This window comes from Pseudomonas protegens CHA0, from assembly GCF_000397205.1.
Classification (GTDB): domain Bacteria; phylum Pseudomonadota; class Gammaproteobacteria; order Pseudomonadales; family Pseudomonadaceae; genus Aquipseudomonas; species Aquipseudomonas protegens.
On sequence record NC_021237.1, the window covers coordinates 1001395 to 1023534 of the forward strand.

Genomic DNA, 22140 nt, shown 5'->3' on the forward strand with positions numbered 1-22140 from the left:
ACCATGAGCGAGTTCAACCTCGGCCGTCGTCGGATCATGCAAATCGCCGGGGCGGGGCTGTTGCTGCCGAGCCTGGCGCCGGCGGTGATCGCTTCGGTCAAGGATCGGCCGCAGCTCACCGACGGGGTGCAGTCCGGGGATCTGCTGGGGGATAAGGCGATGATCTGGAGCCGCAGCGATCGTCCGGCGCGGATGGTGGTGGAGTGGGACACGCGAAGCATGTTCAGCAACCCCCGGCGCTCTGTTTCGCCCCTGGCCGATGCCCGCACCGACTTCACGGCGCGGGTGGAGTTGACCGGGCTGCCGGCCAACCAGGCGATCTTCTATCGGGTGACCTTCGAGGACGCCCAGTCCGGCGTGGCCAGCGAACCCTGGTTCGGCCACTTGCGCAGTGCGCCTTCGCAACGCCGGGACATCCGTTTTGTCTGGAGCGGCGACACGGTAGGGCAGGGCTTCGGCATCAACCCGGATATCGGCGGCATGCGCATCTACGAGGCAATGCGCCTGCGCCTGCCGGACTTCTTTATCCACAGCGGCGACACCATCTACGCCGACGGCCCGGTGCCGGCGCAGTTGACCGTGGAAGACGGGCGCATCTGGCGCAACCTCACCACCGAGGCCAAGAGCAAAGTGGCCGAGACCCTCGACGAATACCGGGGCAACTACCGCTACAACCTGATGGACGAAAACCTGCGCCGCTTCAACGCCGAGGTGCCGCAGATCTGGCAGTGGGACGACCACGAGGTGGTCAATAACTGGTCGCCGAGCAAGCAGCTGGACGAACGTTACGTGGTCAAGGACATCCAGACCCTGGTGGGCCGCGCGCGCCAGGCCTGGCTGGAGTATTCGCCCATGCGCCGGCAGAGCGCCGATGGCGGCGGGCGCATCTATCGCAAGCTCAGCTATGGGCCGTTGCTGGATGTGTTCGTGCTGGACATGCGCAGCTATCGCGGCCCCAACGATGACAACCTCGGCGGCGAGAAACCTTTCCTCGGCCGCGAGCAACTGGATTGGCTGAAGCGTGAGCTCAAGGACTCCTCGGCCCAGTGGAAAGTGGTGGCGGCGGACATGCCCATTGGCCTGGGCGTGCCCGATGGCGAAGTCAGCCCCGGGGTGGCGCGCTGGGAGGCGATCGCCAACGGCGACCCGGGCCCGGCCCAGGGCCGCGAGCTGGAGATTGCCGAGCTGCTGGCGTATTTGCGCAAGCATCAGGTGCGCAACCATGTGTGGCTGACGGCGGACGTGCACTACTGCGCGGCCCACCACTACCACCCGGATCGGGCGGCGTTCCAGGATTTCGAGCCGTTCTGGGAGTTTGTCGCCGGCCCCCTGAACGCCGGGAGTTTCGGGCCCAATGTGCTGGACAAGACCTTCGGCCCGGAAGTGGTGTTCCAGAAGGCGCCGCCAGCGCAGAACACTTCACCCTTTGCCGGCTTCCAGTTCTTTGGCGAAGTGCAGATCGATGGGCAAACGGCGGAGCTGAAGGTGATCCTGCGGGACCTGGATGGCGTGGCGGTGTACGAGCACAACCTGCAACCGGCGTAACCCTCCCCGCCAACGCCCCGTCCCGTAGGAGCCGGCTTGCCGGCGAAGAGGCCCTTGAGCCTTGCGCTGTTCTGAAGGGCGCCTTCGCTGGCAAGCCAGCTCCTACGGAGGGGGTAGCAGGATTGGTGTAGGAGCCGGCTTGCCGGCGAAGAGGCCCTTGAGCCTTGCGCCGTTCTGACGGGCGCCTTCGCTGGCAAGCCAGCTCCTACGGAGGGTGCAGCACGATTGATGTAGGAGCCGGCTTGCCGGCGAAGCGTCTGACGCCTCAGTAAACGTCGCGGCGGTAGCGACCCTGCTCAATCAGGCGTTCGACGTGGTCTGCGCCCAGTACCTCGATGAGCACCTGATCCACCCCCGACGCCATGCCCTGCAAGCTGCCGCAGATGTAGAGCGCGGCGCCATCGTCCAGCCATTTTTTCAGCTCGTCCGCCGCCTGGCGCAGGCGGTCCTGGACGTAGATCTTCTCGGCCTGGTCCCGGGAGAACGCCAGGTCCAGGCGGCTCAGGTCGCCCCGGGTGCGCCATTCCTGCAGTTCATCCTTGAAGTAGAAATCATGCTCGGCATTGCGCTCGCCAAAGATCAGCCAGTTGCGTTGCTGGCCCTCGGCGATCCGCGCCTTGAGCAGGCTGCGCAAGCCCGCCAGCCCGGTGCCGTTGCCCAGCAGAATCAGCGGGCAAGGTTCGGCCGGCAGGTGGAAGCCGCTGTTGCGCCGTACCCGCAGGCTGATGCTCGAACCCACCGCAGCATGCTCGGTGAGCCAGCCGGAACCGATCCCCAGGCTGCCGTCGGCGTGGCGCTCCTGGCGTACCAGCAGCTCCAGGCAACCGTCGGCGGCAATCGAGGCGATGGAGTATTCGCGCATGCTCAGGGGCACCAGGGCATCCACCAGGGCCTGGGCGTGCAGGCCCACCAGGTGGGTGCGGTTTTCTGGTAGTTGGCGGCTGCCCAGGGCCTGTTCCAGGCTCTCTTCCAGGCCGTCGAGCTGGACCCTGGCCTCGCCGGAAAGCCCCAGGCCGTCGAGGAAGTATTCGACCATCCACGAGCTGTTGCGCGGCATGACTTCCACCAGGTCGCCAGCCAGCCAGCTGCTGGCGCTGGGGGCCAGCAGTTGCAGCAGGTAGACCCCGGAGCCGCTGCTGTCGGGGTTGAGCAGGGTACGGCTCTTCAGGGTCCAGTTGTCGAAGGCCGGGGCCTGCCACAGGTCTACCGGGGCATGGCCGGTGAGCTGGCCCAGTTGCTGCTGCCAGTGGCGCAGGGCGTAGCTGTCGCCGCTGTCCACCTCGATGGGGGCGAACAGGGTGCTGCCGCCCTGGTTCGACAGCCAGTCGTGCAGGCGTCGGGCAAAGCCGCAGAAGTGCTGGTACTGGCGGTCGCCCAGGCCGAGCACGGCGTATTGCAGGCCTTGCAGCGACAGCTCGCGGCCCAGCAGCTTGCGCTCGAAGCCGCGGGCGCTGTCCGGTGCTTCGCCGTCGCCAAAGGTGCTGACCACGAACAGCGCGCGCTGGGCGTCACGCAGGTCCTGTTCGCTGAGATTGCTCAGCGGCTGGACCTTGGTCGCCACCCCGGCAGCCTGCAATTGCCCGGCGGTCTGCCAGGCCAGCTGCTCGGCAAAGCCGCTCTGGCTGGCGAAGCCGATCAGCCACGCCGAGCCGTCGGGGGCGGTACTTTCCAGGCCCTGGCGGGCCTGCTTGATCTGGCGCTTCTTGCGTCGGCGATCCAGGTACAGCAGCCAGCCGGTGACGAAGAACAGCGGCATGGTCAAGGAGGCCAGGGTCAGCAGGATGCGCCCCACCAGGCCGAAGTAGCTGCCCACGTGCAGTGCGTAGACGCTGGTGAGCAACTGCGACTTGAGGCTCTTGTCGGCGTAGCGGTCATGACGGCTGATCACCCCGGTGGCCGGGTCCAGGGTCAGTTGGTTCAGCGCCCGTTCGTGGGGGGAGCTCTTGAGCAGGTAGAACACGGTCGCCGGCTGCCCGGCCACGGCAGGCATACGGATGTTGTAGGCATTGAGGTCCTTGCCGGCGGCGCTGTAGATGCTGCTCCACATGGCGTTGTAGTCCGTCACCGGGGCCGGGCCCTTGGGCGGCGGGCCACCGCGGCCGCCACGCTGGCGTTCGCTGTGTGGCGCATCGGAGAGCAGCTTGGTCAGGCCCTCCCGGTACCAATCGTAGGACCAGTACAGGCCGGTGAGGGCGAACAGCAGGTAGAACAGCAGGCACCAGGTGCCGAACACGGCGTGCAGGTCCCAGTTGAAGCCGCGGCCTTTCTTGGCCCAGTCCAGGGTCAGCCACACCCGCCAGTTGCCGACCTGGCGCGGCCAGCGCAGGTACAGCCCGGACAGGCAGAAGAAGATCAGGATCAGGGTGCAGGCGCCAGTGATCTGCCGGCCGGTGTCGCCGATGGCCAGGAAGCGGTGCAATTGCAGCATGAAGCCGAAGAAGTCCTGGCCGACGGCGTCGCCCATGAACTCGCCGGTATAGGGGTCGAAGTAGCGCATCTGGCCACGGCGTTCCCCCGGCGGCGGGGTGAAGAACACCCGCGCGGCGTTGCCGCTGTCGGTCTCGACCCAGAGCATGGACACCGTCTTGCCTTCGGCGGCCTGGATTTTTTCCACCAGTTCGGCGGGCGGCAGCACCCCGGCGGGGAGCTTGTCGACTTGCAGCACCGATGGATTGAGGGCGCGCAGGATTTCGTCCTGGAACGACACGGTCGCCCCGGTGATGCCCATCAGGGCCAGGATCAGCCCCGCGCTGATGCCGAAGAACCAGTGCAGCTGGAACAGGGTTTTCTTCAACACGTCACTCGCCTTGTTCGTCCAGAGAGAGGAAACACGGCGCGCATTATGCCGTGTGTTGTCGAGAAGCATTCGTTTTTACATGCAAAAGCCCCAGGCATTGAAATGCGTGGGGCTTGGGCGCCTGTGGCCGTGGCCACAGGAAGGTCTTGCGCTGGATCAGAAGTGGAAGTTGGCACTCATCAGCGCGGTACGACCGGCCGCCTGGTTGGCGAAGTGCGCCGCGTAGGCCTTGTCGTAGTAGGTCTTGTCGGTCAGGTTCTGCACGTTCAACTGCAGGTCGACGTTCTTGGTCAGCTTGTAGCTGGCCATGGCGTCGTAGCGGGTGTAGGACGGCACGTACACGGTGTTGGCCGCATCGCCATAGACTTCGTCAACGTAGAACGCTCCGCCACCTACGGTCAGCTTCGAGGTGATGTCGTAGGTGCTCCACAGGCTGAAGGTGTTTTTCGGTGTGTTCGGCATCTGGTTGCCTTTGTTGGAGCCGGCGCTGACTACGCCATTGCGACCGTTGAGGCCCGCGTCCACCAGTTCGCTTTTCAGGTAGCTGTAACCGGCGAAGACTTGCCATTTGTCGGTGATCTTGCCGCTGGCGCCCAATTCGATCCCGTCGACCCGAGATTCACCAGCGTTCTGGTAGGTCAGCGAGTCAACCAGAATGCGGGTGTTCTTCTTCTCGGTGCGGAACACGGCTCCGGTCAGCGACAGGCGGTTGTTGAACACGTCCCACTTGGTGCCCAGCTCGTAGTTGACGGTTTCCTCCGGTTTCAGGTCGCTGGTGGCCAGGCCTGCCGACAATGGGTTGTCGGCAGCACCATCCAGCACGCCGCCCGCGGGGTTGGCCGATGTCGCATAGGAGGCGTAGATGCTGCCGTTCTCGGCCGGCTTCCAGACCAGGCCGGCCTGCCAGTTCCAGAACTGGCTGTCGCTCTTGAGTTTGGAACGGCCAGTGGCGGCGTTGGTATTGGCCACGGTATCGAAGGTGTCGTAGCGCACCCCGAGGTTCAACAGCCATTTTGGATCCAGTTCGATGGTGTCGAAGGCGTAGGCGGCACGGGTCGTGGCTTTGGTGTTGGTGCCGTAGTAGTTGCGTACGGCGCTACCGGTCCAGGCATCGTCCGGGGTCGGATTGCCCAGGGATGTGCAGCTGCCACCGCTGTTGCCGACCTTGCCAACGGTGCAGGTCGGGTTGCTGTTAGGCGTGACGGTGTAGCTGCTGACCCGGGTCTCTTCACCGGTGAACTCAAGGCCGGTGGAGTAGTTGTTCTTGAAGCCCAATGCGTGGAACTCGCCAAACAGATCGGTCTGGTTGGTGGTGGTCTCGGTGGTGGACACTCGCGAGTTGGCCCGACGCCACACGGTGCCGAACTGGTTGACGTTGTGCTGGCTGTCGTCCGGCTGGGTAAGGATGTAGTCCTGGCCGGTGTTGCCATGACGCAGGGTGTTTTTCAGCGTCATATTGTCATTCAGGTCATGTTCGACGGAGAAGGTGCTGATGTCCGCCCGGGTCTTGCGGAAGTCGCGGTCCTTCAGGCCATAGAAGTTGTTGCTGTCGCCACCGTCGGTGGGTTTGTCATGGATGTGCGCGGCTTTAGCGCCGTTCGAACTGTAGCCATAGGGGATGCCCGAATCCGGCAGGTCGTCGCTTTCCATGTGGTAGTAGCTGACGTTGACCCGGGTCGGAGTGCCCATGCCGAAGGTCAGCGACGGCGCTACGCCCCAGCGGTCGTAATTGACGGCGTCGCGTCCGGCCACGTTCTGCTCGTGGCTCATCAGGTTCAGGCGAAAAGCTGCACCTTCGAGGAACTGGCGGTTGACGTCCAGGGTGTAGCGACGGGTCTGGTCGGAACCGTAGGTGAAGCCACCGTTGAGGAAGTCCTGCTGTTTCGGCTGCTTGCTGACCAGGTTCAGGCTGCCGCCCGCCGAGCCGCGCCCGCCGAAGGAGGAGTTCGGGCCTTTGCTGACCTCGACCGATTCGATGTCGAAGATTTCGCGGCTTTGGCCGCCGGTATCGCGTACACCATCCAGGTAAGTGTCGCCCTGGGCGTCAAAACCACGGATGAACGGGCGATCGCCCTGGGGGTTGCCGCCTTCGCCAGCGCCGAAGGTGATGCCTGGCACCGTGCGCAGCGCGTCTTGCAGGGACGTTGCTGCGGTGTCCTTGAGTACCTGCTGGGGAATCACCGTGACCGAGCGTGGGGTATCCACCAGTGGCGCGGTGTATTTCTGCGAGGAAGCTTTTTCCACTTGGTAGGAGGTGTTGTCCTGGGCCTCACCGGTAATGCTGGTGGCTTCCAGGGCAATGGCTTTGCCCGAAGTCTTCTGCTGAGTCTCTTCAGCCGCCTGGACCATATGGCCTGCGGAGCCGGCGGTGATCGCCACGCCAATTGCAGACGCCAGCAGGCGTGGTGAACTGACAGCGGATGGTGGTTGTTGGCGTGACATGGTGATTCCCCTCCCCAAGGATTTGAGGCGGCGGAATATAGGGGAAAGAAACATTTGTTATCAATTGCGAAATATTGCTATTCGCACTTAATTTACATTCTTTACAATTTGCCTTTACGGTTTTTACGTTCTCATGCGTCCCGGGGTTTTACACAGTCAATAAGAATCAATATCATTGACGGCCTTTCGCTCTGCAGGTACCTGGCCATGTTGCTGCACATCCCTGGCGTGTTCACCCGTGACGAGGTCGGGCGCATCCGTGAAGCCCTGGAACAGGCGGACTGGGCGGACGGCAAGATCACCGCCGGTTACCAGTCGGCCAAGGCCAAGCACAACCTGCAACTGCCGGAAGGTCACCCGCTGGCCCAGGAGATCGGCGCGGCGATGCTCGATCGCCTGTGGCAGAACCCGCTGTTCATGTCCGCCGCCTTGCCGCACAAGGTGTTTCCGCCGCTGATCAACTGCTACACCGCCGGCGGCAGTTTCGATTTTCATATCGACAACGCGGTGCGCCAGCCCAAGGGCAGCCCGGAGCGGGTGCGTACGGACCTGTCGTCGACCCTGTTCTTCAGCGACCCCGAGGATTACGAAGGCGGCGAGCTGGAGATCCAGGACACCTTCGGCCTGCAGCGGGTCAAGCTGCCGGCGGGGGACATGGTGCTGTATCCAGGCACCAGCCTGCACAAGGTCAACCCGGTGACCCGGGGCGCTCGCTACGCCTCATTCTTCTGGACCCAGAGCCTGGTGCGCGAAGATAGCCAGCGCGCCTTGCTGTTCGAGATGGACGGCGCGATCCAGGAGCTGACCCGGGACGTGCCCGACCATCCTTCGCTGGTCCGCCTGACCGGCACCTACCACAACCTTTTGCGTCGCTGGGTCGAGGTGTAAGCCGTGACTTTTCAACTTCGTCGCGAGGAGCTCCTCGACGGCGCGCAACTGAGCGCCATGCTTGAGGAGAGCCCGGCCCGCGCCGCCCAGGCGGTGCTGGCCGCTGCTTCCGAGGGGCTGCTGGACGCCCAGGCGCTGCTGGGGCAGATCCTCCTCGACGGTCGCGGCATCCAGCAGGATCAACCCCTGGCGGTGCGCTGGTTCGAGATCGCCGCACAACGCGGGCACCTGATGGCGCGCAACATGCTCGGGCGCTGCCATGAGCACGGCTGGGGTTGCCCGGCGGATGCCGCCCGCGCGGCCGGGCACTATCGCCTGGCGGCCGAGGCGGGGCTGGACTGGGGGCTGTACAACTACGCCAACCTGTTGGCCACCGGTCGCGGCGTGGTGCAGAACCATGCCTTGGCCCTGGCCTGCTACCGTCGAGCGGCGGACCTTGGCCATGCCAAATCGATGAACCTGCTGGGGCGCTACCTGGAAGAAGGGCTGGTGTGCCAGGCCGACCTCGAAGCAGCTCGGGACTGGTACCGGCGCTCGGCCGAAGGCGGGGATTTTCGCGGGCAGTTCAGCCATGCGGCAGTGCTGGCCGATGCCGGGCGTATCGACGAAGCCGTGGAGTGGCTGAAGCGCGCCCTGGCCGGCGGCAATCTGAACTTCCTCCGGGTGGCATGCGCCGCGCTGCTCAATGCCACGCATCCCGAGATTCGCGAGCTGGCCCAGGCCTATCAGCGGCGGGCGGTGGAACTGGGCGACGCACCGCAATGACCTGTAGGAGCTGGCTTGCCAGCGAAGGGGCTAGACCCGGGCAATGAGTCGTCTGCGTTTCGCGAGCAAGCTCGCTCCTACAAGGAAGGATGTGTGATTCAGGTACAAAAAAGCCCATGACAGGTCATGGGCTTTTTCTTGCAGCTAAGCGCAGTCTTTAAACGTAGAAGGCCTTCAGCGGCGGGAAGCCGTTGAATTCCACCGCGCTGTAGCTGGTGGTGTAGGCGCCGGTGGACAGCCAGTACAGGCGGTCGCCGATGGCCAGGTTCAGTGGCAGCCCGTACTTGTAGTTCTCGTACATGATGTCGGCGCTGTCGCAGGTCGGGCCGGCGATCACCACTTCTTCCACTTCACCTTTCTTCTCGGTCCAGATCGGGAACTTGATGGACTCGTCCATGGTTTCGATCAGGCCGGAGAACTTGCCCACGTCGGTGTACACCCAGCGCTCGACGGCGGTGCGGGATTTGCGCGCCACCAGTACTACTTCGCTGACCAGGATGCCGGCGTTGGCGATCAGCGAACGGCCTGGCTCGAGGATGATTTCCGGCAGGTCGTCGCCGAAGTCTTCCTTGAGGAAGCGGATGATTTCCTCGGCATAGGTTTCCAGGCTGTTGGTGCGGGTGATGTAGTTGGCCGGGAAGCCGCCACCCATGTTGATCAGCTTCAGCTCGATACCGTCTTCTTCCTTGAGGCGCTCGAAGATCACCTTGACCTTGGCAATGGCGGCGTCCCAGACGCTGATGTCGCGCTGTTGCGAACCCACGTGGAACGACACACCGTAAGGCACCAGGCCCAGGTCGCGAGCGAGGATCAGCAGGTCCATGGCCATGTCGGTCTGGCAGCCGAACTTGCGCGACAGCGGCCAGTCGGCGGTGGTGGAGCCTTCGGTGAGAATGCGCACGTAGACTTTCGAACCCGGTGCGGCCTTGGCGATGTTGCGCAGGTCGGCCTCGGAGTCGGTGGCGTACAGGCGCACGCCCTTGTCATAGAAGTAGCGGATGTCCTTGGACTTCTTGATGGTGTTGCCGTAGCTGATGTTGGCCGGGTTGACGCCGCGGCCCAGCACCTTGTCCAGCTCGTAGATCGAAGCGATGTCGAAGCTGGAGCCTTTTTCGTGCAGCAGGTCGATGATCTCGACGGCCGGGTTGGCCTTGACCGCGTAGTAGACCTTGGCGAATTCGAAACCGGCGCGCAGGTCGTCGTAGGCCTGGGAGATCATCTGGGTGTCGATGACCACGAACGGGGTTTCTTGCTGGTCGGCGAAAGACTTCATTTTCTGAAAGGTTTCGCGCGCGAAATAGTCTTCGACGTTAATCGACATGCGTTGGGAACTCCTACTGGCAAACGTTGGTAATCAATGGGTTTAAGGACATGTCATTGATGACAGTGCCTTGTGAACGTCCTCCGTATCCCCACTTTGGTTCGCCTACTTCCCAAGGCATGTCGCCGAAAGCAAAAAGGCCATGGGAAATCTGCCCTTGGCCTTGCTGTCTCGTCGTCAGTACTTGAGCCGGATGGATCGTTTCCAGCATGGACGTTCGGCGCGAACTTTAGGCGGTGAGGGGGCTGAGATCAACAAAAAATGTCGCGTTTTTGCACTTGTCTGACGTGCGTTATCGACACCTCTCTTTGTAGCCGACACAGATGACGGACAGATGTTCCCGAAGAATTCTCGAGTGTTAAAAATACCTGCACGTTCGACGCTTTTGCGTGCCAAGTAGCTGGGAAGTATGAAAGCGTCAACATCGGCGACGTTAGCGGCGAGAGGGCGGTTTGAGGGGGATTTTGGCTGTTTCGGAGGAGGGCGCCGGACAGCTCTGACCGGGGCGGCTGTTGATATTTTTTTCCGGCGTGTGGGTGGGCCAAAAACACCTGGTGGCGAGGGCGCTTGCTCGCGCCGGATGCGCAGCAGCCCCATTCTTTTTGCAAAGAGGGGCCGCTTCACGGTCCCGAGGGAGCAAGCGCCCTCGCCACAGGTTGGTTATTGGCTATTTATTGATCAGGCGACCACTGTTTCAGCCGGCGAGACGATATTGGTCTTCATCCCCCGCGAACGCCCGGAGCTCAGGTAGGCGGCGATGGATTCCTGAGTCACCTCGCCCAGGAATACCCGCTCGGCATCCATCACCGGCAGCCACGAGCGGTTGAACTCGTACATGCGCGACAGAAGAATCCGCAGGTGTTCGTCGTAGGCGGCTGTAGCGTTGAACTCTCGCAGGAACTGGGCGCAGGTGCCGGTCTGACGGTGCAGGTCGCGACGACGTACATAACCCAGAGCCTTGTTCTCGGCACAGGTCACCACCACGTAGCGCCGGTCGTGTTCGTCCATCAGTTCCAGGGCGTCGGCTACCGGGGTTTCCGGGCTGACCGACGGGGCGTTGTCCGCGGCGTCTTCGGCCTTGACCAGCAACAGGCGTTTCAAGGTGCTGTCCTGGCCGACGAAATTGCTGACGAAGTCGTCCGCCGGGTGCGCCAGCAGGGTGTCGGGGTGATCGATCTGCAGCAGCTTGCCGGCACGGAAGATGGCGATCTTGTCCCCCAGCTTGATGGCTTCGTCGATGTCATGGCTGACCATGATCACGGTCTTGTTCAGCGCCCGCTGCATCTCGAAGAATTCGTTCTGGATCATCTCGCGGTTGATCGGGTCCACCGCGCCGAAGGGCTCGTCCATCAGCAGCAGCGGAGCGTCCGCCGCCAGGGCGCGGATCACCCCGATGCGCTGTTGCTGGCCACCGGACAGTTCCCGTGGGTAGCGATGCAGGTACTGCTTGGGTTCGAGCTTGATCATGCTCATCAGCTCGCGGGCCCGGTCGTGGCATTTCTGCTTGTCCCAGCCCAGCAGGCGTGGCACCACCACGATGTTTTCCTCGATGGTCATGTTGGGGAACAGGCCGATCTGCTGGATCACGTAGCCGATGTTGCGGCGCAGGGTCACTTCGTCGAGATCGGTGGTGTCCTCGCCATTGATCAGCACCTTGCCCGAGGTGGGCATGATCAGGCGGTTGATCATTTTCAGCGTGGTGCTCTTGCCGCAGCCGGAGGGCCCGAGGAACACGCAGATCTCGCCTTCATTGACGGTCAGGCTTACCGAGTCGACGGCTTTGACATCCTTGCCGTTGCTGCGAAAGGTCTTGGTCAGGTTTTGAAGTTCGATCATTTCAGGAGTCCTTTTGGAGTCAGCGAGCGTTGCAGCCATTGCAGAAGCAGGTCGGCGAAGATGGCCAGGAGACTGACCAGCACGGCGCCGACGATCAGCATCGACATGTCGCTGCGGCTGATGGAAGCAAGAATGAGTACGCCCAGGCCGCCGGCGCCGATGGTGGCGGCGATGGTCATGACGCCGATGTTCATCACCACGGCGGTGCGTACCCCGGCGAGGATCACCGGCACCGCGATCGGCAACTCGACCATGCGCAGGCGCTGGCCGAAGGTCATGCCGATGCCGCGGGCGGCTTCACGAATGCCCGGTTCGACGCCGGTCAGCGCCAGGTAGGTGTTGCGCATGATCGGCAGCAGGGAATAGAGGAACACCGCGGTGATAGCCGGTAGCGGGCCCAGGCCCTGGCCGAACTTGGAGTAGAACGGCAGCAGCAGGCCGAACAGGGCGATGGACGGAATGGTCAGCAGCACGGTGGCGCTGGCCTGCAGTGGGCCGGCAAGGGTCGGGAAGCGGGTCATCAGCACGCCCAGGGGCACGCCGAAGACGATGGCCAGGGTGACGGCGATGCCCACCAGGGTGATGTGCTGCCAGGTCAGGTGCAGGACCTGGGCCCAATCGAGATGGGAAAAGGCGTTCAGGAATTCCATGTCTTCTCCTCTTTAGTTGATCGGGTGCTGGCGCAGGAAATCTGCGGCCACGGCGGATGGGCTTTCATGGTCGACGTCGACCCGCGCGTTCAGCTGGCGCATGGTTTCGTCGTCGAACAGCGCCGCCAGCGGCTTGAGCTCGGCGGCCAGTTGCGGGTGGGCGTCGAGGTAGGCCTGGCGTACCACCGGCGCGGCGGTGTAGTCCGGGAAGTAGTGCTTGTCGTCTTCCAGCAGTTTGAGCTTGAAGGCATTGAGGCGCCCATCGGTGGTGTACACCAGGCCGGCGAACACCTGGCCGTTGCGCAGGGCGGTGTAGACCAGGCCGGCGTCCATCTGCCGGGTGTTCTTGCGGGTCAGGGCCATGTCATAGAGCTTGACCATCCCGGCCATGCCGTCGGAGCGGTTGGCGAACTCGGTGTCCAGGGCCACCAGGCGGTTTTCCTTGGTGTTTTCGGCCAGGGCCTGGGTCAGGTCGCTGATGCTATTGATCTGCGGATGTTCCTTGGCCACGTTCTCTGGCAGCGCCAGGGCATAGGTATTGCTGAACTTGGACGGTGACAGCCAGACCAGGCCTTTTTTCGCATCCAGTTCTTTCACCCGGGCGTAGGACTGTTCGCTGTCGAGTTTCTCGTCGATGTGGTTGTAGGCCACCAGCGAGACTCCGGTGTACTCCCAGATCAGGTCCAACTGGCCACTTTCCTGGGCACTGCGGGCCAGGTTGCTGCCCAGGCCCCCGGTGACGCGGGTGTCGTAGCCCTTGCTGCGCAAGTACTGGGAGGTGATCTCCGCCAGCAGGGTCTGTTCGGTGAAGACCCGGGCGCCGATGCGGATCAGCGGTTTTTCCACGGCGTGGGCCAATGTGCTGAAAAGCAGGGCGCAGCCGAGTATCAGGCTTAATTTCTTCATGTCGGTTCCTTGGCTCTGACGGGCTTAAGACGGGCGCAGACCACGTTCCAGCCAAAGTCGGCTGGCCAGGGTCACCAGGCCATCGAGGAGCAAGGCCAGCAGCGCGGTACAGGCCGCGCCGAGCAGCAGTTGCGGCTGATTGTTCAGGGCGATGCCGGGGAAAATCAGGCTGCCCAGGCTGTTGGCGCCGATCAGGAAGGCCAGGGGCGCGGTGCCGACGTTGATCGCCAGGGCCACCCGCACGCCGCCGATGATGATCGGCACGGCATTGGGCAATTCGACTTTCCACAGCACCTGGCGTGGCGTCATGCCGATGCCGACCGCGGCCTCCTTGAGGGAGCCCTGGACGTTCTTCAGGCCTTCATAGGTGTTGCGCACGATGGGCAGCAGGGAGGCGAGGAACAGCGCGAAAATGGCCGGGCCACTGCCGATGCCGAGGATCCCCAGAGCGATGGCCAGGACGGCCAGGGGAGGGACGGTGTTACCGATGTTGAACACTTGCATGAAGCGTTCGGCGCGTCCGACCATGCTCGGGCGGCTGAGGACGATGCCGGCGGGGATCCCCACCACCAGCGCGGCTAGCATTGAAGCCAGGACCAGGAACAGATGAGCTTGCAGGTAGAACAACAGATCGTCGCGGTAGTGTTCGATCGTAGTGATGCCGATCCAGTGGACCAGCAGGGCCAGGAGGGCGATTACCGCAGCGCCTCCTATCAGCCCTTTGCCATAGCGAATAGCCACAGGCGGACTCCTTTTTGTCGGTCGGCGGGCACTTTCCCGTGTGGCAGGGCCATTCCTGGCTGCCGGGAAAATACGCGCGAAAAGCAGCTCGTCGAGCGCCGGCAGAGCGGCGGGTGAACGGGCCATGAGCGCAGCTTCGTCAAGCTAACTTGCTGATATTTCAGCCCCTGACGACAGTGCGTGACAGGGGAGTGGACGTCTCCACGTTTTAAAAGGTTCCATAATTGGCAGCATTTAGCCACCGTTAATCTGCCGTCCGGTCGCCCGGGCGACGGGGGGAGCTGTGGCCCGCAAGGCTATGTCTGGGCTATAATCTGCGCCCTTTTTTGATCACCGCCAGGCGATTTCCCATGACCCAACAGGCCGCCGAAGTCGCGAAACGCCGCACTTTCGCCATTATTTCCCACCCGGATGCGGGTAAGACCACGATCACCGAGAAGCTGTTGCTGATGGGCAAGGCCATTGCGGTGGCGGGTACCGTCAAATCGCGCAAGTCCGACCGCCACGCCACTTCCGACTGGATGGAGATGGAGAAGCAGCGGGGTATTTCCATTACCACGTCGGTCATGCAGTTCCCCTATCGCGAACACATGATCAACCTGCTGGACACCCCCGGCCACGAAGACTTCTCGGAAGACACCTACCGCACCCTGACCGCGGTGGACTCGGCGCTGATGGTGCTCGACGGCGGTAAGGGCGTAGAGCCACGGACCATCGCCCTGATGGACGTCTGCCGCCTGCGCGATACGCCCATCGTCAGTTTCATCAACAAACTCGACCGGGACATTCGCGACCCGATCGAACTGCTGGACGAAATCGAAGCGGTCCTGAAGATCAAGGCCGCGCCTATCACCTGGCCGATCGGTTGCTACCGCGACTTCAAGGGTGTGTACCACCTGGCGGGCGACTACATCATCGTCTACACCCCGGGCCACGGCCACGAACGCACCGAAACCAAGATCATCGAGAAACTCGACTCCGACGAAGCCCGGGCCCACCTGGGTGACGAGTACGAGCGCTTCATCGAGCAGCTGGAACTGGTGCAGGGCGCCTGCCACGAGTTCAACCAGCAGGAGTTCCTCGACGGCCAGCTGACGCCGGTGTTCTTCGGGACCGCGCTGGGCAACTTCGGTGTCGACCACGTGCTCGACGCCGTGGTGGACTGGGCGCCGCTGCCGCTGGCCCGCGTTGCCAACGAGCGCAGCGTGGCCCCCCAGGAAGAGAAGTTCTCGGGCTTCATCTTCAAGATCCAGGCGAACATGGACCCCAAGCACCGCGACCGCATCGCCTTCATGCGCATCTGCTCGGGCAAGTACGAGAAAGGCATGAAGATGCGCCACGTGCGCACTGGCAAGGACGTGCGCATCGGCGACGCCCTGACCTTCTTCTCCTCCGAGCGTGAGCAACTGGAAGAGGCCTATGCCGGCGACATCATCGGCCTGCACAACCACGGCACCATCCAGATCGGCGACACCTTCACCGAAGGCGAGGCGCTGGGCTTCACCGGTATCCCGCACTTCGCCCCGGAGCTGTTCCGCCGTGTGCGTCTGAAGGACCCGCTCAAGTCCAAGCAACTGCGCCAGGGCCTGCAACAGCTGGCCGAAGAAGGCGCGACCCAGGTGTTCTTCCCCGAGCGCAGCAACGACATCATCCTCGGCGCCGTGGGTGTGCTGCAGTTCGACGTGGTGGCCAGCCGCCTGAAGGAGGAATACAAGGTTGAGTGCTCCTACGAGCCGATCACCGTGTGGTCCGCCCGCTGGATCGAATGCAGCGACAAGAAGAAGCTCGAAGAGTTTTCCAACAAGGCGGTGGAAAACCTGGCCCTGGACGGCGGCGGTCACCTGACCTACCTGGCGCCGACCCGGGTCAACCTGGCGCTGATGGAAGAGCGCTGGCCGGACGTGAAATTCCGCGCCACCCGCGAACACCACTAAGTTCGTCGGCCACCCCCGAGCCCCGCTGTGCAGACAGCGGGGCTTTTTTTGCGCGCAGGACTGGCCTGCCGCCGCCTCGTAGGCGCCGGCTTGCCAGCGACGGCGGCGGACGCTGTTGTGCCTGGCTTGCGGGTTTCTTCGCCGGCAAGCCGGCTCCTACGGGTTGTGGTGTTCTTAAGGGAGCGCCGTTAGTCGGAAGGGCTTTGGCGGCTCGGGAATCGATAGGGAGCTATCTGGAAAAGCCGGGATATCACGACTAGGTTTCAGACAGTGCTGTGGCCGCCGCAAGGCTGGCGCGCAGCCATTGATGATTCACCTATGAAAGGATGGAATCGGCTATGAGAATTTTCCAACGCGTTGTGCTGTTGATCAAAGTGCTGGTGATGCTGTCGCTCGGAACCTCGGCGGCCTGGGCCCACAACCTGATGCAGGTGAGCGAGCCGGGTTACTCCTCGAGCCAGAGTGCACCGGTGCAGATGCTTGCCAAGTCCGAATCGGAGCCGGGCGATGAGGGCCAGGGTGGCAGTTCCGGCGATGACGACCAGACCACCGACGAGGATGACGGCGACAGCCAGGGCTAAAAGAAACCCCCGACGACGGACTGATGCGCAATCCGTCGCCGGGGGCGGGTCGAACAAGGTTCAGGCGCTCCCGGAGGCATCCGGGAGCGCCTTTTTCATGGCCGCTACAGCACGAATTGCTCGGCGTAGTGGCAGGCCACCTGGCGGCTGTCGAGCTGGCGCAGGGCCGGCTCTTCAGTGCTGCAGCGCTCGGTGGCATAAGGGCAGCGCTTGTGGAAGGCGCAGCCCGGTGGTGGGTTCAGCGGGTTGGGCAGCTCGCCGACGATCTTGATCTTCGGCTTGTCCGGGTTCGGGTGGATGGTTGGTGTCGCCGACAGCAGGGCCTGGGTGTAGGGGTGCAGGGGGCGGGTGTAGATGTCCTCCTTGGGGCCCATTTCCACCGGCCGGCCGAGGTACATCACCAGCACCTGGTCGGCCACGTGGCGCACCACTGCCAGGTTGTGGGAAATGAACACGTAGGCGGTGTTGAATTCCTGCTGCAGGTCCATGAACAGGTTCAATACCTGGGCCTGGATCGATACGTCCAGGGCCGAGGTCGGTTCGTCCGCCACCAGCACCTTGGGCTGCAGCATCATTGCCCGGGCCAGGGCGATACGCTGGCGCTGCCCCCCGGAGAACATGTGCGGGTAGCGCTGGTAATGTTCGGGGCGCAGGCCTACCTGCTTCATCATCGCCTGGACTTTTTCCCGGCGTTCGGCGGCCGACAGCTTGGTGTTGATCAGCAGCGGCTCGGCCAGCTGGTCACCGATCTTCTGCCGCGGGTTGAGCGAGGCATAAGGGCTCTGGAACACCATCTGCACGTCTTTGCGCAGTTGCTTGCGCTGGGCCTTGTCGGCACCGGCGACTTCCTGGCCGGCGATCTTCAGCGAGCCGGAAGACGGTTCCTCGATCAGGGTCAGGGCCCGCGCCAGGGTGGATTTGCCACAGCCGGATTCACCCACCACAGCCAGGGTCTTGCCGGCTTCCAGCTCGAAGGACACGCCGTTGAGTGCGCGCACGGTGGCGTGGCCCTTGAACAGGCCACGGGACACTTCGTAGTGACGGGTGAGGTCGCGGGCGGTAAGAACGACGGCCATTACGCCACCTCCTGATTCAGCGGGTAGAAGCAGCGCACCAGGCTGGCGGCTTTCGGTTCGAGGCCGGGGCGCTGGGCGCGGCAGTTGTCTTGCACGTAGGGGCAGCGCGGCGACAGCAGGCAGCCTTGAGGCCGGTCGTAGCGCCCGGGGACGATGCCCGGCAGGGTCGACAAGCGAGTGGCGCCGAGGCTGTGCTCGGGAATCGCCGCCAGCAGCGCTTCGCTGTAGGGGTGCGCGGGGATGTCGAACAGCTCCGGTACCTGGCCCACCTCAACCGCCTGGCCGGCGTACATCACGCACACCCGCTGGGCAGTTTCGGCGACCACGGCGAGGTCGTGGGTGATCAGCACCAGGCCCATGTTCTGCTCTTTCTGCAGGTTCAGCAGCAGGTCCATGATCTGCGCCTGGATGGTCACATCCAGGGCGGTGGTGGGTTCGTCGGCGATCAGCAGCTTGGGCTCGCCGGCGATCGCCATGGCGATTGCCACCCGCTGGCTCATGCCGCCGGACAGTTGGTGCGGGTAGGCGTCCATGCGGCTGGCGGCGCCGGGGATCTCGACCTTTTCCAGCAGTTCGATGGCGCGCTTGCGTGCGGCCTTGCTGGACATCTTCAGGTGCAGGCGCAGCACTTCCTCGATCTGGAAGCCCACGGTGTAGCTGGGGTTCAACGCGGTCATCGGGTCCTGGAAGACCATGGCCAGGTCCTTGCCGACGATCTGCCGGCGCTGGCGCGCGCTGAGCTTGAGCATGTCGCGGCCGTCGAAGCTTAGGGCATCGGCGGTGACGATGCCGGGGTGCTCGATCAGGCCCATCAAGGCCATCATGGTCACCGATTTGCCGGAGCCGGACTCGCCGACGATGGCCAGCACTTCGCCCTTGTCGACCTTGAGGTCGAGGCCGTCGACCACCGGCACCGCAGTGGCGTCGCCGAAGCGGACATTGAGATTCTTGATTTCTAGCAGTGACATGGGAATCTCCTCAGGCGGCGTTCTTGAGTTTCGGATCCAGCGCATCGCGCAGGCCGTCGCCCATCAGGTTGATTGCCAGCACGCTGAGCAAAATGGTCAGGCCCGGCAGGCTCACGACCCACCAGGCGCGTTCGATGTAGTCCCGGGCCGAGGCCAGCATGGTGCCCCACTCCGGAGTCGGCGGTTGCACGCCCAGGCCGAGGAAGCCCAGGGCGGCGGCGTCGAGGATCGCCGAGGAGAAGCTCAGGGTGGCCTGGACGATCAGCGGTGCCATGCAGTTGGGCAGCACGGTGATGAACATCAGGCGTGGCAGGCCGGCACCGGCCAGGCGCGCGGCGGTCACGTAGTCGCGGTTGAGTTCGCCCATCACTGCGGCGCGGGTCAGGCGTACATAGGACGGCAGGGACACCACGGCAATGGCGATCACGGTATTGATCAGGCCTGGGCCGAGGATGGCGACGATGGCCACGGCCAGCAGCAGCGAGGGCAGGGCCAGCATGATGTCCATCAGGCGCATGATGGTCGGGCCCAGCAAACGCGGGAAGAAGCCGGCGAACAGCCCGAGGAGGATCCCCGGGATCAGCGACATCACCACCGACGACAGGCCGATCAGCAGCGACAGGCGCGAACCCTGGATCAGGCGCGAGAGCAGGTCGCGGCCCAGTTCATCGGTGCCCAGCAGGAACTGCATCTGGCCGCCTTCGAGCCAGGCCGGAGGGGTCAGCAGGAAGTCGCGGTACTGCTCGCTGGGGTTGTGCGGCGCCACCCAGGGCGCGAACAGTGCGCAGAACACGATCAGCAGCATGAACAGCAGGCCGGCCACCGCGCCCTTGTTGCGGGAGAAGTGCTGCCAGAATTCTTTGTAGACGGACGGATAGAGCAGGCTTTGATCGACTGCTACTGAGGAAGTTGAAGTGCTCATTAGTCTTGATCTCAGCGCTGATGACGGATGCGTGGGTTGGCAAAGCCGTAGAGGATGTCCACCACGAAGTTGACCATGATCACCAGGCAGGCGATCAGCAGGATGCCGTTCTGCACCACGGGATAGTCCCGGGCGCCGATGGCTTCGATCAGCCACTTGCCGATGCCCGGCCAGGAAAAGATGGTTTCGGTCAGGACCGCACCGGCCAGCAGGGTGCCGACTTGCAGGCCGACCACGGTCAGCACCGGAATCAACGCGTTGCGCAGGCCGTGGACGAACACCACCCGAGCCGGCGACAGGCCCTTGGCCTTGGCGGTACGGATGTAGTCCTCACGCAGCACTTCGAGCATCGAGGAGCGGGTCATCCGCGCGATCACCGCCAGCGGAATGGTGCCCAGCACGATGGCGGGCAGGATCAGGTGTTGCAGGGCGTCGAAGAAGGCGTCGGTGTCTTTGGCCAGCAGGGTGTCGATGAGCATGAAGCCGGTTTTCGGCTCGATGTCGTAGAGCAGGTCGATACGCCCGGAAACCGGGGTCCAGCCCAGGCTTACCGAGAAGAACATGATCAGGATCAGGCCCCACCAGAAGATCGGCATCGAATACCCCGCCAGCGAGATCCCCATTACCCCATGGTCGAACAGCGACCCTCGCTTCAAGGCGGCGATCACCCCGGCCAGCAGGCCGAGCACGCCGGCGAACAGCAGGGCGGCCATGGACAGTTCCAGGGTCGCGGGGAACAGCGAGGTGAATTCGCTCCAGACGCTGGTGCGGGTGCGCAGGGACTCGCCCAGGTCGCCGTGGGCCAGCTTGCCGATGTAGTCCAGGTACTGGGCGTACAGCGGCTTGTTCAATCCAAGGCGTTCCATTGCCTGGGCATGCATCTCAGGGTCGACCCGACGCTCGCCCATCATGACTTCCACGGGGTCGCCGGGAATCATGCGTATCAAGGCGAAGGTCAGCAAGGTGATGCCGAAGAATGTGGGTATCAGCAACCCCACACGGCGGGCAATAAAACTAAACATCTTCTGAAGTACCTCAATCAGCCGGTTAGGCGTTCCCGCCATCCTTGGGGTCAAGGACGGCGGGCGTTTCTTATTACTTCACTTGGGTGGTAGCGAAGTTGTTAGTGGTCAGGGGGCTAATGTGATAACCCTCGACGTTCTTGCGCATGGCGGTGAACATTTTCGGATAGGCCATGGGGATCCACGGTTGATCCTGTTCGAAAACCAGCATGGCCTTTTCATAGAGCTCGGCGCGTTTGGCGGGTTCAGCGTCGGAGCGTGCTTCGTCGATCAGATCCTGGAACGTCTTGTTGCACCAGCGGGCGTAGTTTTCGCCGTTTTTCGCCGCGTCACAACTCAGGTTCGGGGTCAGGAAGTTGTCCGGATCGCCGTTGTCCCCGGCCCAGCCCGCCGACACCATATCGTGTTCGCCGTTTTTCGCACGCTTGAGCATCTCGCCCCACTCCATCACGCGGATGTCGAGCTTGAGGCCCACCTTGGCCAGGTCGGCCTGCATCATCTGTGCGCCGAGCATCGGGTTGGGGTTGGTCGGGCCGCCGCCGTTGCGGGTGAACAGGGTGATAACCGTACCCTCCGGTACGCCGGCTTCCTTGAGCAGCGCGCGGGCCTTGTCCAGATCCCGGGGCGGGTTCTTCAGGCTGTTGTTGAAGCCCAGCAGGGTCGGCGGATACGGGCCGGTGGCCACCAGGGCGTTGCCCTTGCCGTACAGGCTGTTGACGTAGGCTTCCTTGTCGAAGGCGATGTCGATGGCCTTGCGCACTCGCACGTCGCTCATGTACTTGCGCGTGGTGTTCATGGCGATGTAGCCGGTGGTCATGGCGGCCAGCTCGTCGACCTTGAGGTTGGCGTCGGCCTTGATGCTGGGAATGTCATCGGGCTTGGGGTACAGGGCGATCTGGCATTCGTTGGCCTTGAGTTTCTGCAGGCGCACGTTGTTATCGGTGGTGATCGCCAGCACCAGCGGGTCGGCCGGCGGCTTGCCGCGGAAGTAGTCCGGGTTGGCCTTGAAGCGTACCTGGGCGTCCTTGGCATAGCGGGTGAAGATGAACGGGCCGGTGCCGATGGGCTTGCTGTTGAGCTCAGAGGTCTTGCCTTCCTTGAGCAGCTTGTCGGCGTATTCGGCCGGGAAGATCGACGAGAAGGCCATGGCTACGTCGGCGAGGAAAGGGGCTTCGCGGCGGGTCAGGGTGAAGACCACGGTGTGGTCGTCGATCTTCTCGACGCTTTTCAGCAGTTCCTTGAAGCCCATGCTTTCGAAATAGGGGAAGCCCACGCTGGACTTGTCATGCCAGGGGTGCTTCGGGTCAAGCTGGCGCTGGAAGCTCCAGAGCACGTCGTCGGCGTTCATCTCGCGCGTCGGGGTGAAGTAGTCGGTGCTGTGGAATTTGACGCCCTTGCGCAGATGGAAGGTGTATTGCAGGCCGTCGGGGCTGATGTCCCAGGATTCGGCCAGGGCCGGCTCGATGTCAGTGGTGCCGGGCTTGAAGTCCACCAGGCGGTTGAAGATGGTTTCCGCCACTGCGTCGGCCGTGACTGCAGTCGTGTACTGGACCATATCGAAGCCTTCCGGGCTGGCTTCGGTACAGACCACCAAGGGTTTGGCTGTGGCGCCCAGGGCGACGCTCAGCAGGGCGGCGCCAACGGCCGCTTTCAGGGGAAGCATTTTCATCAGGAACCCTCTGCAATCGATTGAACCAGATTAGCTTGAATGGCGGATTCGTCATGAATCCGCCCTTCAACTGGTGG

Annotated in this window: 17 protein-coding genes; 5 read left to right on the top strand and 12 right to left on the bottom strand. The window is 63.3% G+C overall.

All coding sequences use genetic code 11. The features are described from left to right. Window positions 1-3 precede the first annotated feature (3 nt). Window positions 4-1545, top strand: a complete 1542-nt coding sequence (locus PFLCHA0_RS04390; protein WP_015634133.1) for an alkaline phosphatase D family protein — start codon at window positions 4-6, stop codon at window positions 1543-1545. Between the two features lie 265 nt (window positions 1546-1810). Here PFLCHA0_RS04390 and PFLCHA0_RS04395 read toward each other — a convergent pair whose 3' ends face one another. Both PFLCHA0_RS04395 and PFLCHA0_RS04400 read right to left on the bottom strand, forming a co-directional pair. Continuing rightward, window positions 1811-4342 (bottom strand): PepSY domain-containing protein, encoded by a 2532-nt coding sequence (locus tag PFLCHA0_RS04395; RefSeq protein ID WP_041751951.1) that lies wholly within the window; start codon window positions 4340-4342, stop codon window positions 1811-1813. A 156-nt stretch (window positions 4343-4498) separates the two neighbouring features. Then, window positions 4499-6784: a TonB-dependent receptor gene (locus tag PFLCHA0_RS04400; RefSeq protein ID WP_015634135.1), complete on the bottom strand. Its 2286-nt coding sequence runs from the start codon at window positions 6782-6784 to the stop codon at window positions 4499-4501. Between the two features lie 207 nt (window positions 6785-6991). Here PFLCHA0_RS04400 and PFLCHA0_RS04405 point away from each other — a divergent pair, with 207 nt between their 5' ends. Next, window positions 6992-7672 (top strand): Fe2+-dependent dioxygenase, encoded by a 681-nt coding sequence (locus tag PFLCHA0_RS04405; protein ID WP_011059221.1) that lies wholly within the window; start codon window positions 6992-6994, stop codon window positions 7670-7672. A 3-nt stretch (window positions 7673-7675) separates the two neighbouring features. Beyond that, complete coding sequence (locus PFLCHA0_RS04410) at window positions 7676-8437, top strand: tetratricopeptide repeat protein (RefSeq protein WP_015634136.1); 762 nt, start codon at window positions 7676-7678, stop codon at window positions 8435-8437. A 157-nt stretch (window positions 8438-8594) separates the two neighbouring features. On the opposite strand, the gene PFLCHA0_RS04415 is transcribed toward PFLCHA0_RS04410, so the two are convergent. The 5 genes from PFLCHA0_RS04415 to PFLCHA0_RS04435 all read right to left on the bottom strand — a co-directional run bounded on the left by PFLCHA0_RS04415 (window position 8595) and on the right by PFLCHA0_RS04435 (window position 13891). Further along, complete coding sequence (locus PFLCHA0_RS04415; protein ID WP_015634137.1) at window positions 8595-9758, bottom strand: type III PLP-dependent enzyme; 1164 nt, start codon at window positions 9756-9758, stop codon at window positions 8595-8597. Between the two features lie 678 nt (window positions 9759-10436). Next, complete coding sequence (locus PFLCHA0_RS04420; protein WP_015634138.1) at window positions 10437-11594, bottom strand: osmoprotectant ABC transporter ATP-binding protein OsmV; 1158 nt, start codon at window positions 11592-11594, stop codon at window positions 10437-10439. After that, entirely contained in the window at window positions 11591-12244 is a 654-nt protein-coding gene (locus tag PFLCHA0_RS04425; RefSeq protein WP_011059225.1) for an ABC transporter permease, read from the bottom strand. Before PFLCHA0_RS04425 ends, PFLCHA0_RS04420 begins: the two co-directional genes overlap by 4 nt. A gap of 12 nt (window positions 12245-12256) precedes the next feature. Then, the gene (locus tag PFLCHA0_RS04430) at window positions 12257-13150 is read right to left on the bottom strand and encodes a glycine betaine ABC transporter substrate-binding protein (RefSeq protein ID WP_015634139.1); all 894 of its coding nucleotides are present in this window, start codon (window positions 13148-13150) and stop codon (window positions 12257-12259) included. A gap of 24 nt (window positions 13151-13174) precedes the next feature. Beyond that, window positions 13175-13891, bottom strand: coding sequence for an ABC transporter permease (locus tag PFLCHA0_RS04435; protein ID WP_011059227.1), 717 nt, complete (start codon window positions 13889-13891; stop codon window positions 13175-13177). 350 nt (window positions 13892-14241) lie between these two features. Here PFLCHA0_RS04435 and PFLCHA0_RS04440 point away from each other — a divergent pair, with 350 nt between their 5' ends. Next, window positions 14242-15825: a peptide chain release factor 3 gene (locus tag PFLCHA0_RS04440; RefSeq protein WP_015634141.1), complete on the top strand. Its 1584-nt coding sequence runs from the start codon at window positions 14242-14244 to the stop codon at window positions 15823-15825. A gap of 338 nt (window positions 15826-16163) precedes the next feature. Further along, window positions 16164-16406: a hypothetical protein gene (locus tag PFLCHA0_RS04445; RefSeq protein ID WP_015634142.1), complete on the top strand. Its 243-nt coding sequence runs from the start codon at window positions 16164-16166 to the stop codon at window positions 16404-16406. A gap of 104 nt (window positions 16407-16510) precedes the next feature. On the opposite strand, the gene PFLCHA0_RS04450 is transcribed toward PFLCHA0_RS04445, so the two are convergent. The 5 genes from PFLCHA0_RS04450 to PFLCHA0_RS04470 form a co-directional block, all read right to left on the bottom strand. Then, entirely contained in the window at window positions 16511-17482 is a 972-nt protein-coding gene (locus PFLCHA0_RS04450; RefSeq protein ID WP_015634143.1) for a peptide ABC transporter ATP-binding protein, read from the bottom strand. Next, a complete protein-coding gene (locus tag PFLCHA0_RS04455) occupies window positions 17482-18450 on the bottom strand; it encodes an ABC transporter ATP-binding protein (protein WP_015634144.1) in 969 nt (322 codons plus the stop codon). Before PFLCHA0_RS04455 ends, PFLCHA0_RS04450 begins: the two co-directional genes overlap by 1 nt. A gap of 10 nt (window positions 18451-18460) precedes the next feature. Further along, window positions 18461-19372: an ABC transporter permease subunit gene (locus PFLCHA0_RS04460; RefSeq protein WP_015634145.1), complete on the bottom strand. Its 912-nt coding sequence runs from the start codon at window positions 19370-19372 to the stop codon at window positions 18461-18463. An 11-nt stretch (window positions 19373-19383) separates the two neighbouring features. Then, on the bottom strand, window positions 19384-20394 hold the full coding sequence (locus tag PFLCHA0_RS04465) for an ABC transporter permease subunit (protein WP_011059233.1): 1011 nt from the start codon (window positions 20392-20394) through the stop codon (window positions 19384-19386). A 73-nt stretch (window positions 20395-20467) separates the two neighbouring features. Continuing rightward, window positions 20468-22063, bottom strand: coding sequence for an ABC transporter substrate-binding protein (locus tag PFLCHA0_RS04470; RefSeq protein ID WP_011059234.1), 1596 nt, complete (start codon window positions 22061-22063; stop codon window positions 20468-20470). Window positions 22064-22140 lie beyond the last annotated feature (77 nt).

Coding starts and splice junctions, on each gene's coding strand:
- PFLCHA0_RS04415 (WP_015634137.1), bottom strand. CDS start 9,758: ATGTCGATTAACGTCGAAGACTATTTCGCGCGCGAAACCTTTCAGAAA.
- PFLCHA0_RS04455 (WP_015634144.1), bottom strand. CDS start 18,450: ATGTCACTGCTAGAAATCAAGAATCTCAATGTCCGCTTCGGCGACGCC.
- PFLCHA0_RS04470 (WP_011059234.1), bottom strand. CDS start 22,063: ATGAAAATGCTTCCCCTGAAAGCGGCCGTTGGCGCCGCCCTGCTGAGC.
- PFLCHA0_RS04390 (WP_015634133.1), top strand. CDS start 4: ATGAGCGAGTTCAACCTCGGCCGTCGTCGGATCATGCAAATCGCCGGG.
- PFLCHA0_RS04460 (WP_015634145.1), bottom strand. CDS start 19,372: ATGAGCACTTCAACTTCCTCAGTAGCAGTCGATCAAAGCCTGCTCTAT.
- PFLCHA0_RS04430 (WP_015634139.1), bottom strand. CDS start 13,150: ATGAAGAAATTAAGCCTGATACTCGGCTGCGCCCTGCTTTTCAGCACA.
- PFLCHA0_RS04465 (WP_011059233.1), bottom strand. CDS start 20,394: ATGTTTAGTTTTATTGCCCGCCGTGTGGGGTTGCTGATACCCACATTC.
- PFLCHA0_RS04425 (WP_011059225.1), bottom strand. CDS start 12,244: ATGGAATTCCTGAACGCCTTTTCCCATCTCGATTGGGCCCAGGTCCTG.
- PFLCHA0_RS04440 (WP_015634141.1), top strand. CDS start 14,242: ATGACCCAACAGGCCGCCGAAGTCGCGAAACGCCGCACTTTCGCCATT.
- PFLCHA0_RS04450 (WP_015634143.1), bottom strand. CDS start 17,482: ATGGCCGTCGTTCTTACCGCCCGCGACCTCACCCGTCACTACGAAGTG.
- PFLCHA0_RS04400 (WP_015634135.1), bottom strand. CDS start 6,784: ATGTCACGCCAACAACCACCATCCGCTGTCAGTTCACCACGCCTGCTG.
- PFLCHA0_RS04405 (WP_011059221.1), top strand. CDS start 6,992: ATGTTGCTGCACATCCCTGGCGTGTTCACCCGTGACGAGGTCGGGCGC.
- PFLCHA0_RS04420 (WP_015634138.1), bottom strand. CDS start 11,594: ATGATCGAACTTCAAAACCTGACCAAGACCTTTCGCAGCAACGGCAAG.
- PFLCHA0_RS04445 (WP_015634142.1), top strand. CDS start 16,164: ATGAGAATTTTCCAACGCGTTGTGCTGTTGATCAAAGTGCTGGTGATG.